At 45.4% G+C, this 15,001-nt stretch carries 14 protein-coding genes; all 14 read left to right on the top strand.

All coding sequences use genetic code 11. The annotated features are described in order from the left end of the window. Positions 1-16 precede the first annotated feature (16 nt). The 14 genes from flhF (at position 17) to metH (ending at position 14,990) form a co-directional block, all read left to right on the top strand. Entirely contained in the window at positions 17-1,417 is a 1,401-nt protein-coding gene (gene flhF / locus LHL20_RS03515; protein ID WP_226432271.1) for a flagellar biosynthesis protein FlhF, read from the top strand. Positions 1,418-1,422: 5 nt separating this feature from the next. After that, positions 1,423-2,289: a MinD/ParA family protein gene (locus LHL20_RS03510; RefSeq protein ID WP_159623477.1), complete on the top strand. Its 867-nt coding sequence runs from the start codon at positions 1,423-1,425 to the stop codon at positions 2,287-2,289. Then, positions 2,286-3,017, top strand: coding sequence for an RNA polymerase sigma factor FliA (locus LHL20_RS03505; RefSeq protein ID WP_202264200.1), 732 nt, complete (start codon positions 2,286-2,288; stop codon positions 3,015-3,017). Before LHL20_RS03510 ends, LHL20_RS03505 begins: the two co-directional genes overlap by 4 nt. Positions 3,018-3,053: 36 nt before the next feature. Further along, on the top strand, positions 3,054-3,437 hold the full coding sequence (gene cheY, locus LHL20_RS03500) for a chemotaxis response regulator CheY (protein ID WP_012517682.1): 384 nt from the start codon (positions 3,054-3,056) through the stop codon (positions 3,435-3,437). 34 nt (positions 3,438-3,471) lie between these two features. Next, on the top strand, positions 3,472-4,227 hold the full coding sequence (locus LHL20_RS03495; RefSeq protein WP_226432270.1) for a protein phosphatase CheZ: 756 nt from the start codon (positions 3,472-3,474) through the stop codon (positions 4,225-4,227). Between the two features lie 12 nt (positions 4,228-4,239). Continuing rightward, positions 4,240-6,477, top strand: coding sequence for a chemotaxis protein CheA (locus LHL20_RS03490; RefSeq protein ID WP_226432269.1), 2,238 nt, complete (start codon positions 4,240-4,242; stop codon positions 6,475-6,477). A 26-nt stretch (positions 6,478-6,503) separates the two neighbouring features. Beyond that, positions 6,504-7,634, top strand: a complete 1,131-nt coding sequence (locus LHL20_RS03485) for a protein-glutamate methylesterase/protein-glutamine glutaminase (RefSeq protein ID WP_159623469.1) — start codon at positions 6,504-6,506, stop codon at positions 7,632-7,634. A 25-nt stretch (positions 7,635-7,659) separates the two neighbouring features. Beyond that, positions 7,660-8,424, top strand: coding sequence for a ParA family protein (locus tag LHL20_RS03480; protein ID WP_159623467.1), 765 nt, complete (start codon positions 7,660-7,662; stop codon positions 8,422-8,424). A 6-nt stretch (positions 8,425-8,430) separates the two neighbouring features. Next, positions 8,431-9,231, top strand: coding sequence for a chemotaxis protein CheW (locus tag LHL20_RS03475; RefSeq protein WP_202264206.1), 801 nt, complete (start codon positions 8,431-8,433; stop codon positions 9,229-9,231). Positions 9,232-9,248: 17 nt separating this feature from the next. Further along, positions 9,249-9,740: a chemotaxis protein CheW gene (locus tag LHL20_RS03470; RefSeq protein WP_131092554.1), complete on the top strand. Its 492-nt coding sequence runs from the start codon at positions 9,249-9,251 to the stop codon at positions 9,738-9,740. 63 nt (positions 9,741-9,803) lie between these two features. Beyond that, positions 9,804-10,238 carry a DUF2802 domain-containing protein gene (locus tag LHL20_RS03465; protein ID WP_202264209.1) on the top strand — a complete coding sequence of 145 codons (435 nt, stop codon included), beginning with the start codon at positions 9,804-9,806 and terminating at the stop codon, positions 10,236-10,238. 109 nt (positions 10,239-10,347) lie between these two features. Continuing rightward, positions 10,348-11,286: a homoserine O-acetyltransferase MetA gene (metA, locus tag LHL20_RS03460; RefSeq protein WP_226432268.1), complete on the top strand. Its 939-nt coding sequence runs from the start codon at positions 10,348-10,350 to the stop codon at positions 11,284-11,286. A 3-nt stretch (positions 11,287-11,289) separates the two neighbouring features. After that, the gene (locus tag LHL20_RS03455; protein ID WP_226432267.1) at positions 11,290-12,357 is read left to right on the top strand and encodes a homocysteine S-methyltransferase family protein; all 1,068 of its coding nucleotides are present in this window, start codon (positions 11,290-11,292) and stop codon (positions 12,355-12,357) included. Positions 12,358-12,365: 8 nt separating this feature from the next. Next, entirely contained in the window at positions 12,366-14,990 is a 2,625-nt protein-coding gene (metH, locus tag LHL20_RS03450; protein ID WP_226432266.1) for a methionine synthase, read from the top strand. Positions 14,991-15,001: the final 11 nt, after the last annotated feature.

Below are 15,001 nucleotides of genomic sequence, written 5' to 3'. Positions count from 1 at the left end.
GATTGGAGAGGTTGCAATGAAAATAAGACGTTTCTTCGGCAAAGATATGCGTGAGGCGTTAAGCCAAGTAAAAGCTGAGTTGGGTAGCGATGCGGTTATTATGTCAAACCGCAAAGTTGCTGACGGTATTGAGCTTGTTGCAGCTTACGATAAAGAGCCAGAGGCTAAGTTGTCAGTGCCAAAACCCGCCTCTAAAGCGCCCGGTCAGAAAGCTGTTCCTAGCTTAAGTGAAATCATCGGTGATGACGGCCCAGACAGTTTAAAAGCGCTACTTGAAAAGCAACATGGTTCAAGCACTCAGCCGCATAGCCAAAAAGATACCTCTGCCAATGCGCAGCATGCCAATGAAATTGCATCGCACCTTAACTTTTCTGATGACTTTATTGATGAAGTTGAAGCTGCTCAGCCTCAACCTCAATCCCGTGCGAGCCGCTATGAGCAAGCAGATGCGTTTCCTTCACATCAAGCGTCAAGCATAGATGAAACTGCGCCTAATCAATCAGACGAACTTGCACAAATCAAAGAAGAGCTCGCCTCGCTAAGAAACGTCTTGCAATATCAGGTGGCTGATTTGATGGAAGCGAAGAATAAGCGTCAAAAACCCGTTCATCAATATCTGATAACGCGTTTAACCGATATGGGCTTAAGTCACGCGCTTGCAACTCAGCTAATAAATTACACGCCTGCTCACTATAATGAGCGCGAAGCATGGGTTTACCTTCTTAACCTATTGGCTAATCGCATAAATGTAACAGGTAACGATATACTTACCGCACAAGGTGCTGTTGCATTGGTGGGTCCTACTGGAACGGGAAAAACAACCACGGTAGCAAAATTGGCTGCGCGATATGCCCAGAAGTATGGCCCAGAATCAGTGGCAATGATCACCATTGATACGTACAGAATAGCTGCGTTTGAACAACTGGCTACTTACGGAAAGATAATTGGCTGTACAGTAAGAAAAGCACAAACCAGCGAAGAGTTAGCAGATTTACTTTTCCAACTGCGTCACAAGCGTCTAGTATTGATTGATACAGCAGGGTTTAGTCAGCGAGATAGCCGTTTGATTAAACAAATTAAGCAATTTGACAATGGTCAAATGCCACAAGTGAAAAAATATTTGGTAGCGCAGGCAAATACACAATATCCTGCACTGCAGAGAATAATTAAAGCGTATGATGAAATTGAACTAAGTGGCTGTATTTTCACAAAGTTAGATGAGTGCTACTCTTTAGGAGAGGTGCTTAGTGCTGCAGTTGAGTACCAGTTACCGGTTAGTTATGTCACCGATGGGCAAAAAGTACCAGAAGACATTAAGATTGCAGAAGCAAAATCTTTGGTTTCTGCTGCTGCAAAGCTTTATAAAAAGTACGGTTTGAATCATACTAGTAGTAACAACGCCATTAAAACAGCATAAGCAGTATGATTGACGACCAAGCGAGTAGCTTAAGAAAAATGAAGCAATCAAGGTTAATCAAAGTTATTGCCGTCACCGGAGGTAAAGGTGGCGTCGGTAAAACAAATATTACACTAAACACCGCCATTGCTATGGCTAAGCAGGGTAAGCGTGTAATGGTTCTCGATGCAGACTTAGGTCTGGCTAATGTCGATGTGATGTTAGGTCTTCGCGTCGAGAAAAATCTTTCTCACGTATTATCGGGTGAATGCACGCTTGATGAAGTACTCGTCACTGGTCCGCATGGGATCAAGATTGCGCCAGCGACATCGGGTACACAGTCAATGGCAGAGTTATCACCTACTCAGCATGCGGGTTTAATTCGCGCCTTTAGTGAATTACGTTCACAAATTGATGTTCTCATCGTCGATACCGCAGCGGGTATCTCAGACATGGTATTAAGCTTTTCTAAAGCGTCACAGGATATTATGGTGGTAGTGTGCGACGAACCTACATCATTAACTGACGCTTACGCCTTAATCAAAATTTTGAATCGCGAACACGGCGTGTTTCGATTTAAAGTGGTCGCCAATATGGTACGCGATGTGCGAGAAGGGCAAGAGCTATTTAGTAAATTAAGCAAAGTAACAGGTCGATTTTTGGATGTTGCACTAGAATTAGTGGCAACTGTCCCGTTTGATGAAAATATTCGTAAAGCGGTACGCAAACAAACCGCTATCGTCGATGCCTACCCAGGTTCGCCTGCTGCCGTTGCAATTACTCAACTGGCTAATAAGGCATTGTCGTGGCCAATCCCGGCTCAGCCAGGTGGTCATTTAGAGTTTTTTATTGAACAGTTGGTTGCAGAAAAAGCAGTAGGAAATCAGCGTTGAATAGCAAGGCAGCAGCTTATCAACAACAAACCGATAAGTCGCAGTTAGTCGAACGACATGCGCCTTTGGTTAAACGTATCGCTCATCACTTGATGGCGCGTTTGCCCGCTAGTGTACTTGTTGACGATTTAATTCAATCAGGCATGATTGGTTTATTAGAAGCTGCTCGAAATTTTGACGGCTCGAAAGGTGCGAGCTTTGAAACCTTTGCGGGTATTCGTATCCGCGGTGCTATGCTAGACGAGATTCGTAAAGGCGATTGGACACCGCGGTCAGTGCATCGCAACGGTCGCGCGATAACGGAAGCCATTTCGCAAGTAGAAGGCGAGACTGGTCGCGATGCCAGAGATTCTGATATTGCTGCTAAACTCAATGTGAGTTTGCAGGACTATCATCAAATGTTGAATGAAGTAAATGCTGGTAAGTTGGTTGGCATTGAAGATTTAGGTGTGTCTGAGGACGTTATTTCGACTGAACAAAATCGGGGTAGCGACGCACCACTTGAAGACTTGATGCAAGGTGCTTTCCAAAAGGCGTTAGCCCATGCGATTACAACATTACCTGAACGAGAAGCTATCGTGCTTTCTTTATACTATGATGAAGAGCTAAACCTACGAGAAATAGGTGAAGTACTTGATGTTAGTGAATCGAGAGTAAGCCAAATTCACAGTCAGGCCATGTTAAAACTCAAATCACGAATGAAGTCGTGGCAAGCTGACGAAGAATAGATATTAATAACAATTAACCCCTCACTGGAGGCTATTTTGGATAAAAGTATGAAAATTCTCGTGGTTGACGATTTTTCTACCATGAGACGTATCATCAAAAACCTACTTAAAGACTTGGGTTTCTCCAACATCCAGGAAGCGGATGACGGAAGTACGGCGTTGCCAATGCTACAGCAAGGCGACTTTGACTTTGTCGTTACCGATTGGAATATGCCAGGTATGCAAGGAATTGACTTGCTTCGTGCTATTCGTGCCGACGATAAACTGAAGCATTTACCTGTACTAATGGTTACTGCTGAAGCCAAGAAAGAACAAATTGTTGCGGCAGCGCAAGCCGGCGTGAACGGCTATGTGGTTAAGCCTTTCACTGCAGCAACATTAAAAGAAAAATTGGATAAAATTTTCGAACGTTTAGGTTGATCCAGACGCTCACCAGAGAAACGAGGTTTACTGGATGTCATCAAATGTAAACGTTCCGATTACATTGGAAGAAGCTAGACAACTTGTCGCCTATCTTGAAGAGGGTGATAACGCTTCGGCCAGTGCACTACTTGAAGCAGCCTCAATGAAGGAAAATGTTGAGCTGTTTGCAGAAGTGGGAAAACTGACGCGTCAACTTCATGACGCGCTCAATAATTTTCAGATTGACGATCGCATTAAGAATCTTGCGACCGAAGATATGCCTGATGCACAGTCTCGTCTGACATACGTCATTGAAGAAACTGAAAAAGCTGCTAATACTACTATGGATGCAGTGGAAGCGAGCATGCCAATTGCAGAAACGCTCGCTGAGCGCATCGAGAAAGTGATGCCTGAGTGGAAAAAGCTAATGAACCGCCAAATTGAACTAGGCGAGTTCAAAGCGCTTTGTGCAGATTTAGATAATTTACTTGAAGAAAGCGCAGAGCAATCAACTAAGCTCACACAGTTACTGACAGAAGTATTGATGGCACAGGGTTATCAAGATTTAACTGGTCAGGTAATTCGCCGCGTTATCGACTTGGTAAAAGAAGTCGAGGACAGCCTAGTAAACATGTTAACCATGTTTGGCGAGCGCGACGGTTCAGAACATTCTAAACCTTCTAGCGTTAAGGCCGATAAAAATGATGGTGTACAAGCGGAAGGCCCAATTATCGACGCGGAAAACCGCGATGATGTTGTTTCTGGCCAAGATGATGTAGATGATCTTTTGTCTAGCTTAGGTTTTTAGGGGAGCGGGCGCATGTCGTTTGATGTTGACGAGGATATATTACAGGACTTTCTAGTAGAAGCTGGAGAGATACTTGAACAATTACAAGAACAGCTCGTTGATCTTGAGAACAATCCAGAAGACGCGGATTTGCTGAACGCAATTTTCCGCGGCTACCATACTGTTAAAGGCGGAGCAGGGTTTCTATCCCTGACTGAGTTGGTTGAAATATGCCACGGGGCCGAAAACGTTTTCGATGTTATGCGAAACGGGCAACGTACACTCACGCCGGAGTTAATGGATATTATTTTGCAGGCCACCGACGTGGTGGTAGAGATGTTTGAACGTGTTAAAGCGCGTGATCCTCTAGAACCTGCAGATGCACATCTTGTCGACTTGTTACACAAACTAAGTCGCCCAGAATCTCCTGACGAAAATATCTTTGGCGATACTGCACCAAGTGCAGCTCAGCCTGCAGAGTTTGAGGATGAGCCTGAACTTGTTATTGAAGAGTCAGAGCCTACATCGTCGTCAAGTGACGGTGGTGGCATTGATGAAATCACCGAAGATGAATTCGAAGCCTTGCTAGATGAACTTCATGGTTCAAGTGCTCCCGGTCAGTCTGCACCTAAGGCAGCAGCGCCAGCAAAAGCCGCTGAACCTGCACCAAGCGCAGGCGGTGATAGCGATGACATCACCGATGAAGAATTCGAAGCGCTTCTTGACGATTTACACGGTAAAGGTCAATTTGGCAGTAGCGAAGATGCAGCACCTGCATCAGCTCCTGCGCCAACAGCACCGGTATCTGCATCAAGCGATGAAGAAATTACTGACGATGAGTTTGAAGCGCTACTTGATCAATTGCATGGTTCGGGGCAAGGTCCTACCAAACAATCGTCAACGCCCGCTGAGCCAGTGGTAGATAAAGCGGCTACCGAAGCGATTAACAAAGCGAAAAGCGAAGCGCCAGCAGCACCTAAGGCTAGTCCAGCGCCGCAAAAGGCTGCAGCAGCCGCTCCTGCTCCAGCGCCTGCTGGGGCAGCGAAGAAAGAAGCACCTAAAAAAGACGATAAAAAAGCCGCACCAGCAGCACCTCCGGCTGAGACTACAGTGCGTGTTGACACCAAACGCTTAGATCAGATTATGAATATGGTCGGCGAGTTGGTATTGGTTCGAAATCGCCTTATTAGTTTGGGTATTAATAGCAATGACGAAAGTATGTCGAAAGCTATTGCTAACCTTGATGTTGTAACAGGCGACTTGCAAGGCGCGGTAATGAAAACCCGCATGCAGCCAATCAAAAAGGTATTTGGTCGATTCCCCCGCGTTGTACGCGACCTCGCTCGAAGCCTCAAGAAAGAAATTACCCTTGAGTTGGTTGGTGAAGAAACCGATCTAGATAAGAACTTGGTTGAAGCATTGGCCGATCCGTTGGTTCACTTGGTGAGAAACTCAGTGGACCATGGTATTGAAATGCCTGATGACCGCGCAGCGGCCGGTAAACCGCGCATGGGGACGGTTCAGCTGTCTGCATCACAAGAAGGCGATCACATCCTTCTTACTATCGAAGACGATGGTAAAGGTATGGATCCCGAAAAGCTTAAAGAAATTGCGATAAGCCGCGGTGTGCTTGATGCAGATGCTGCAGCTCGTATGTCAGACGTGGAAGCTTTTAATCTTATCTTTGCCCCTGGGTTCTCAACGAAAACTGAAATTAGCGATATTTCGGGCCGTGGTGTGGGTATGGATGTGGTTAAAACCAAGATTAACCAACTAAACGGTACCGTTAATATCGACTCGCAGCTTGGTAAAGGTACGCGATTAGACATCAAAGTACCGCTTACTCTAGCCATACTTCCAACATTAATGATTGTCGTAGGCAAACAAACCTTTGCGTTACCGCTTGGTGCAGTGAATGAAATCATTAACATGGACATCAAGAAAACCAATACGGTTGATGGTCAGCTGACGATGATTGTCCGCTCCAAAGCTATTCCGCTGTTCTTCCTTGGAGAATGGCTGATTCGTGGTCCTAAGAACATCGATAAAGAAAAAGGACACGTTGTTGTGGTACAGATTGGAACGCAGCAAGTCGGCTTTGTGGTTGATGCATTAATTGGTCAAGAAGAAGTGGTTATTAAGCCGTTAGATGCGCTCTTACAGGGCACGCCGGGTATGGCTGGTGCGACAATAACATCTGATGGTGGTATTGCACTTATTTTGGATATACCGAGTCTACTGAAGCGTTACGCCCGTAAGCCCATAAAGTAGGGCTGTAATAATAGGAAAAGTAATCCATGGTCTTTAAAGTCCTGGTCGTGGACGACTCTACTTTCTATCGACGTCGAGTGAAAGAAATTCTCGATGCCGATAGAGAGTTGGAAGTAGTAGGCGAAGCGAGAAATGGGCGAGATGCGCTCGAGAAGTTAGAAACCCTCACTCCAGACGTAATAACAATGGACGTGGAAATGCCGATCATGGATGGAATTTCTGCGGTAAAAGCCATTATGGAGAAGCGTCCAACTCCTATACTGATGTTTTCCTCGCTAACCCATCATGGCGCGCAAGCCACACTTGATGCGTTAGAAGCGGGGGCACTCGATTTTCTGCCAAAGAAATTTGAAGACATCGCGCAAGATCGAAAAGATGCGACACGTTTATTGTGTACAAAAGTTCGTCTTATTGCGCGACGCGGTGTTGGTCTTAAACGCCCTGTTATGCGCTCTGTAGAAACAAGACGCCTTCCAGAAAATGCGCCTAAACCGGCTTTTTTTAGAAGTTCAGGTTTGTTGTCTGGCCGTAAAGACGCGGCAAAACAGCCAACGGTGTCTTCGGTAAGGCCAAGCGGCAAGCACTATAAGTGCTTAGCAATAGGTGCATCAACTGGAGGGCCTGTCGCGTTACAGAAGGTATTGTCGCCGCTACCTGCAGACTTCCCTTATCCAATTGTCCTTGTTCAGCATATGCCGGGTACATTCACGTCTGCGTTTGCTCAGCGTTTAGATTCCAATTGCAAAATAAGTGTAAAAGAAGCCGAAACTGGCGATGTACTTAAACCGGGACACGCGTACTTAGCGCCGGGTGGCAAGCAAATGATCATTGAATCTGCCGGTGTAAACAAAACGATTACCATTGTCGAAGCCAGTGCTGCCGATAAAGTAAGTTACAAACCCAGTGTTGACTTAACGTTTAGCTCAATTGCTCGCGCTTATGGCGGTGATGTACTTGGCGTAATATTAACAGGCATGGGCGCAGACGGAAGAGAAGGCTGTCGCACGCTTAAAGGTTTAGGGGCGACCATTTGGGCGCAGGATCAAGATTCTTGTGTCGTATATGGCATGCCTCAAGCTGTGGCGGTAGAAAATATATCGTCTAAGAGTATCAATATCGACGATATAAGTAGCTGTATACAATCTGAAATGCGCTAGACAAGCGTGTAATGGAATAATAGACATGAAAGTGTGGACGGTAGCAAATCAAAAAGGCGGCGTAGGTAAAACAACCACTACGGTAAGCCTTGGAGGGTTGCTTGCGCAAAAAGGCAAGCGGGTATTGATGATCGATACCGACCCTCATGCTTCCTTAAGCTATTACTTTGGTATCGACGCTGAAGCTTCAAGTCATTCTGTTTACGATATTTTTATTAAATCTAATAACATAACCGCCGATAACGTAATGGACTGTTTAAGTCCTACGAAAATCGACAATCTTTATGTCTTACCTGCAACCATGGCCCTAGCTACGCTTGATAGAACCATGGGGAGCGAGCAGGGAATGGGGCTAGTGTTGAAAAAAGCACTCGCTAAAATAGAGAACGAATTTGACGTAGCCATTATAGATTGCCCTCCAGTGTTAGGGGTCTTGATGGTGAATGCGTTGGCGGCTTGTCATAAGGTAATAGTGCCAACGCAGACCGAGTACCTTGCATTAAAGGGGCTCGATAGAATGATACGCACGATGGAAATAATGGGGCGTTCACTAGATAAAACGTTTGATACCATTATCATTCCAACGATGTTTGATAAGCGCACCAACGCGGCTTTGGCATCAAGAAAACGGTTGATGAATGATTATGGCGAGCGGGTTTGGCATGGTGTTATTCCTGTTGATACTCATTTCAGAGATGCAAGCTTAGTTCAGTTGCCAATTTCGGCGGCGTATCCCAAGACGCGCGGTGTATCGGCTTATGCAAAATTATTAAAAGTGCTGGAGAAGTAACAAAGAATGACCAAGCAATCGCCTTTTGCCCGTGAAGACGTCATGGAGGCATATCTTGATAGCCTACTAAAAGAGCCAGAAACACCGGAAGATGTTACTGCGCGTACGGCTAGATTGCTTGAGCAAGCATCCCAAAAAATGGCCGAAGAGGCATTAAGCGCTACCACGCGCTTTCATACAGTGGATGACGAGCAAGAGAAAATTGTACAAGACGTTACCTCATTTTTAGCGGAACCAGAACAAGAAAGTAGCCACAGTGATGAGCAAGTTCCCGTCACTGAAACGCGTTCTCAAGAAGACGAAAAGGCGGGCGAATATGTAGCGCCTGCAAAAATACCACTAAAGGATAGTCTCGGTTCTCATTTCCAAGCGTTATTCTTTGAGGTTGCAGGTTTAACATTAGCAGTACCTTTGACTACACTTGGAGGTATTCATCAGATTGAAAAAATTGGCCCATTATTCGGCAAGCCTGATTGGTTTATGGGTGTAATGTTGTACAGAGAGTCTAAACTGAATGTTGTTGACTCAGCAAAATGGGTAATGCCAGAAAAATATGACGAAAACCTCGCACAATCGCTAAACTACCGATATCTTATAATGTTAGGTGAGAGTGCGTGGGGATTAGCGAGTGAAAAGCTCGTTAATACGGTCAGTTTAACAAGTGATGACGTTAAATGGCGCGAGTCCACAGGTAAGCGTCCTTGGTTAGCCGGGATGGTTAAAGAAAAAATGTGCGCGTTAATTGACGTTGAAGAATTAATATCTATGCTTAACAAAGGCTTAGGCAGTAACGACCAGACGCCATAGTATTGGGAGCCAGGTTCATGAGCGACAAAAGTACAAATAACAATGCCACTGACAGCAACGACGAAGTCCTTCAATGGGTAACGTATCGCTTAGGTGAAGAAACTTACGGTATTAATGTAATGCAAGTTCAAGAAGTATTGCGTTATACCGAAATAGCCCCTGTACCCGGTGCACCTGATTATGTGCTAGGTATTATTAACCTGCGCGGTAATGTGGTTACTGTCATTGACACACGCGCCCGCTTTGGGTTGCCACCCACTGAAATTACCGATAACACACGTATTGTCATTATCGAATCTGACGAGCAAGTGGTCGGTATTTTGGTAGATAGTGTTGCTGAGGTGGTTTACCTGAAATCTTCTGAAATCGACAGTGCACCAAATGTTGGCACTGAAGAAAGCGCTAAATTTATTCAGGGAGTGAGCAACCGCGATGGCGAACTGCTTATCCTTGTTGACCTGAATAAGCTGCTTAGCGATGAAGAATGGGATGAGCTAAGTAACATTTAGTAATTTAAGGCACTAACTTACACTGTTAGTGCCTTTTTTCATTTCTTCAAAGGTTTTATGCCCATGGATTGGCAGCTTGTAGCGCCTACCGCAATTGACTTAATTCTGATAGTGATCATTGGCATACTTGTGTTGATGGTTGGGTTTTTGACAGTGAAGCACAACCGTCTTCGCGCCGATTTAGATAACCTGGCTGCATCTCATAGCGCTGAATTATCGCGTATTGAAGCCCTCGCTAATAGTGCAAATAATCAGCAATCGGAAGCGCAGGCGCGGAGTTTAGTGATTACCCGCCACCTTCAATCGTTAGATGAAAAACAAACGGAGTTAGAAAATCAACTTCGTGAACAGAAACTGCAAGACCCCTCCTTAAGGCTTTATCAGCGAGCAGCCGAACTCGTTAAACAAGGGGCAAGCATTGATGAAATCATTGAAGCTTGTGATATCCCTCGTGCCGAAGCGGAAATGTTGATGATGGTTCATCGACAAACGCCATAAAGCACCATACTACTTCAAAAGGGCGTTTAGACGTCTAGACGTAAAGATGTTGACATCTTCTTGGTAATAGTCACAATACAGTCATAGCGTTTTATGACTGGAGCCTGTTATGCCAATACGTATTCCTGAACAATTGCCCGCACAAAATGTGTTGTTAGGTGAAAATATATTCACCATGGATATGGATAGAGCGGCAAATCAGGATATTCGACCTCTTGAAGTGGGCATACTTAACTTAATGCCAAATAAGATTGAAACCGAAGTACAGTTGCTTCGTTTGCTATCTAATACGCCACTTCAGATAAATGTCGATTTAATTCGTATAGACAATCAAGCGCCCAAAAATACACCACAATCTCATATGGACGCCTTCTATCATGACTTTTCAAGTGTTGCGAATAAAAAATACGACGGCTTGATTGTAACCGGGGCTCCGTTAGCACTGCTTGATTATGAAGAAGTAAAGTACTGGGATACCATGACCACCATACTCGAATGGGCACAACGTCATGTGAATTCTACGCTTTATTTATGTTGGGCCGCCCATGCTGCCATGTATCACTTTTATGGTATCACGCGACAGCTTCGCGAAGAAAAGTTCTCAGGCGTCTATCGGCATCAGGTTAATGACCCTAATAATGAACTATTACGTGGTTTTGACCCCTCGTTTTACGCACCACATTCTCGCTACGGTCATATTGACACTTGGCAGTACAACAGTGTTGATGGTTTGAGTGTAGTGGCAGAGTCGGATGAGGTGGGTGCCTATATTGTGGCATCAGATGATAAGCGCATGGTTTTTGTAACGGGACATCCTGAATACGACCCAGATACGCTTAAAGACGAATATTTTAGAGATATCGCCGCGGGCCAGACGCCCGCGATTCCCAAGAACTACTTTGAAGGTGATGACCCGTCGAAATCGCCTATTGTCCAATGGCGTTCTCATGGTAGTTTGTTGTTTACTAACTGGCTAAACTATTACGTTTACCAGACCACACCGTATGATCTTAATCAGCTTGCTGAAAAATCACAGCCAAAGAGGTAGCACGTGAGTCACAAGATAGTTTCTAGCGCTAGAGCAACGCTCAGCGAGGCTGCTAAAAAACGCATTCTTATTTTGGATGGCGCAATGGGAACCATGATCCAGCGTCACAAACTGGAAGAAGCCGACTATAGAGGTAAGCAATTTGCTGACTGGCATTGCGATGTTAAAGGCAACAACGACTTACTCGTCATTACTCAGCCTGACATTATTTATCAAATACATTGCGACTACTTCGAAGCGGGTGCCGATATCATTGAAACCAACACGTTCAATGCCACAACGATTGCAATGGCAGACTACGACATGCAGGCCCACTCTCGCGATATTAATTTAGCGGCTGCACGCTTAGCGCGAAAGGCGGCAGATGAATATACTGCGAAAACACCTGATAAACCGCGATATGTTGCGGGGGTGCTTGGTCCAACAAATCGAACTGCGTCGATATCGCCGGACGTTAACGATCCCGGTAAACGCAATGTCACCTTCGACGAACTAGTAGAAGCGTACAGCGAATCAACCGAAGCACTTATTGAAGGCGGTGTTGACCTTATTATGCTGGAAACTATTTTCGATACGCTTAATGCAAAGGCGGCTGCCTACGCAGTTGAAACGGTTTTCGATAAGATGGGCACATCATTGCCAGTGATGGTGTCAGGCACCATTACCGATGCGTCTGGTCGTACGTTATCAGGACAAACTGCTGAGGCGTTTTACTATTCAATGCGCCACATTAATCCGTTCTCATTTGGTCTCAACTGCGCACTTGGCCCCGATTTATTAAGACAGTATGTTGATGAAGTAGCGGCCATCAGTGAATGCCTAATTTCAGCACACCCTAACGCCGGCCTACCGAATGAGTTTGGTGAGTACGACATGGAAGGGCCTGAAATGGCCGAACACCTAAAAGAGTGGGCACAGTCGGGCTTGGTGAATATTGTGGGCGGATGTTGTGGTAGTACACCTGATCATATTCGAAAAATTGCGCAAGCAGTAGAAGGCGTGAGTCCACGCCGCATTCCTGAATTTGAACCCAAAATGCGTCTGTCGGGCCTAGAGCCGTTTGTACATTAGGAGGCCATGTGAGCGCAGAATTTTCTACCTTTATTAATATCGGCGAGCGTACCAACGTCACAGGCTCGGCGCGATTTAAACGTCTTATTTTAGAAGGCGACTACGAAGCAGCACTTGATGTTGCTAGGCAGCAAGTTGAAAACGGTGCACAGATCATCGATATCAACATGGATGAGGCGATGCTTGATTCTAAGCAGGCCATGATCACCTTCTTAAACCTTATTGCTTCTGAGCCTGACATCAGTCGCGTTCCCATTATGATTGATTCATCGAAATGGGAGGTTATTGAAGCGGGCCTTAAGTGTGTGCAAGGTAAAGCTATCGTTAATTCTATTTCGCTTAAAGAGGGCGAAGAGCAGTTTTTAAGTCAAGCTAAGCAGATTAAGCGTTTTGGTGCAGCGACGGTTGTAATGGCATTTGATGAGACCGGTCAAGCTGATACGCAAGCGCGTAAAATCGAAATTTGTCAGCGCAGCTATAAGTTGTTGACTGAAGAAATTGGTTTTCCACCTGAAGATATCATTTTCGACCCCAATATTTTTGCGGTAGCAACCGGTATTGAAGAGCACGATAACTATGCTGTAGATTTTATCGAAGCCACTCGTGTTATTAGACAAACATGTCCGTATTCACATATCTCAGGCGGCTTGTCGAATATCTCCTTTTCATTCCGCGGTAATAATCCGGTTCGCGAAGCAATGCATTCGGTGTTTTTGTACCATGCGATACGCGCAGGGATGGACATGGCGATTGTTAACGCTGGTCAACTCGAGGTGTATGATGAAATACCCGCTGAACTTCGCGATGCGGTTGAAGATGTCATTCTAAACCGACGCCATGATGCGACAGAGCGCCTGCTGGATATTGCACCTAACTATCAAGGTGATGGCAAAGCGGCGGCAAAAGAAGATTTGAGCTGGCGCGAGCAGAAAGTCAATAAACGTTTGGAGCATGCGCTGGTAAAGGGCATTACCGACTACATCGTCGAAGATACTGAAGAAGCGCGCCAACAGGCCGAACGCCCGTTACATGTTATTGAAGGTCCACTAATGGACGGCATGAATGTGGTTGGTGACCTGTTTGGTGAGGGGAAAATGTTTTTGCCACAGGTCGTTAAATCGGCCCGTGTAATGAAAAAAGCGGTGGCGCATTTACAGCCCTTTATCGAAGCTGAAAAGTCAGATGATGCGAAGAGTAACGGTAAGATTTTGCTTGCGACGGTGAAAGGTGATGTTCACGATATAGGGAAAAACATCGTTGGTGTAGTACTTCAATGTAACAATTTCGAAGTTATCGACTTGGGCGTAATGGTGCCAGCGGCAACGATTTTACAAGTCGCAAAAGACGAAAATGTAGACATGATAGGTTTGTCTGGTCTTATTACGCCATCGCTCGACGAAATGGTACATGTGGCCAAAGAAATGGAAAGACAAGGCTTTGAAATACCGCTGCTTATCGGCGGTGCCACGACATCGAAAGCGCATACTGCGGTAAAAATAGAGCAGAATTATCATGCGCCAGTGGTATATGTGCCTAATGCAAGTCGCGCTGTTGGGGTATGTCAGCGCTTACTTAATAAGACGTCTAGAGATGTCTATGCAGCCGAATTAGCCAAAGAGTATGACACTGTTCGCGAACAACATGCGCGTAAAAAGCCAAGAAGCAAACCTGTTACTTTGGCGCAGGCCCGAGATAACGCTTTCAAGCCTGATTTTTCGACGCTACCAGTTAAGCCAAATGCGCTAGGTGTAACCCCGGTAACGGCGGATTTATCTGTACTTCGACAATATATCGACTGGACGCCATTTTTCCTCACATGGTCATTGGCGGGTAAATATCCTCGTATTCTTCAAGATGAAGTGGTTGGTGAACAAGCCACGTCATTGTTTGCCGATGCCAACGCTATGTTAGATAGAGTAATAGCGTCTGGCTCGCTTAAAGCGAAAGGTGTGATTGGTCTTTTTCCTGCTAATCGCGTGGGTGATGATATAGAAATCTACGCTGATGAAACACGCAGCACGCTTCAAGGTGTTGCTCATCATCTTCGTCAGCAAACACTAAAAGATAAGTTTGCAAACTATTGCCTAGCAGATTTTGTTGCTGACAAAGCAAGTGGCGTGGAAGATTTTGTGGGCGCGTTTGCTGTCACAGGTGGTATTGGTGAAGATGAATTGGCTCAGCAGTATATTGATGCCGGCGATGACTATAACGGTATCATGGTGAAAGCGGTAGCCGACAGGCTGGCAGAAGCATTTGCAGAATACCTTCATGAACAAGTGCGCAAGCACTATTGGGGGTATGCTGCTGATGAAGATCTCAGTAACGAAGAGCTGATACGTGAAAAATACTGCGGCATAAGACCTGCGCCAGGTTATGCGGCCTGCCCTGAGCATACTGAAAAGCAGCTGATATGGGATTTGCTATCGGTAGAAGCCCATACAGGTATGAAACTTACAGAAAGCTTTGCTATGTGGCCAGGAGCTTCAGTATCTGGATGGTATTTCGCTCATCCTGAGGCCAAATATTTTGCGGTAGCAAAAATTCAATCTGATCAGGTTGAAGATTATGCGAAGCGCAAAGGGTGGACGATGGAAGAAGCCGAAAAATGGCTTGGCCCCAATTTAAGTGACTAGCAGAATTTGAT

It is taken from the genome of Alteromonas sp. McT4-15 (genome assembly GCF_020515205.1).
In the GTDB taxonomy this organism is placed as follows: domain Bacteria; phylum Pseudomonadota; class Gammaproteobacteria; order Enterobacterales; family Alteromonadaceae; genus Alteromonas.
This window is presented reverse-complemented; position numbering and strand designations above follow the sequence as displayed.

What these genes read in the sequence shown, in the direction of transcription:
- LHL20_RS03485 (WP_159623469.1), top strand. Translation starts at nt 6,504, where the DNA reads ATGGTCTTTAAAGTCCTGGTCGTGGACGACTCTACTTTCTATCGACGT.
- LHL20_RS03475 (WP_202264206.1), top strand. Translation starts at nt 8,431, where the DNA reads ATGACCAAGCAATCGCCTTTTGCCCGTGAAGACGTCATGGAGGCATAT.
- LHL20_RS03470 (WP_131092554.1), top strand. Translation starts at nt 9,249, where the DNA reads ATGAGCGACAAAAGTACAAATAACAATGCCACTGACAGCAACGACGAA.
- flhF (WP_226432271.1), top strand. Translation starts at nt 17, where the DNA reads ATGAAAATAAGACGTTTCTTCGGCAAAGATATGCGTGAGGCGTTAAGC.
- LHL20_RS03510 (WP_159623477.1), top strand. Translation starts at nt 1,423, where the DNA reads ATGATTGACGACCAAGCGAGTAGCTTAAGAAAAATGAAGCAATCAAGG.
- LHL20_RS03480 (WP_159623467.1), top strand. Translation starts at nt 7,660, where the DNA reads ATGAAAGTGTGGACGGTAGCAAATCAAAAAGGCGGCGTAGGTAAAACA.
- LHL20_RS03465 (WP_202264209.1), top strand. Translation starts at nt 9,804, where the DNA reads ATGGATTGGCAGCTTGTAGCGCCTACCGCAATTGACTTAATTCTGATA.
- metA (WP_226432268.1), top strand. Translation starts at nt 10,348, where the DNA reads ATGCCAATACGTATTCCTGAACAATTGCCCGCACAAAATGTGTTGTTA.
- LHL20_RS03490 (WP_226432269.1), top strand. Translation starts at nt 4,240, where the DNA reads ATGTCGTTTGATGTTGACGAGGATATATTACAGGACTTTCTAGTAGAA.
- LHL20_RS03495 (WP_226432270.1), top strand. Translation starts at nt 3,472, where the DNA reads ATGTCATCAAATGTAAACGTTCCGATTACATTGGAAGAAGCTAGACAA.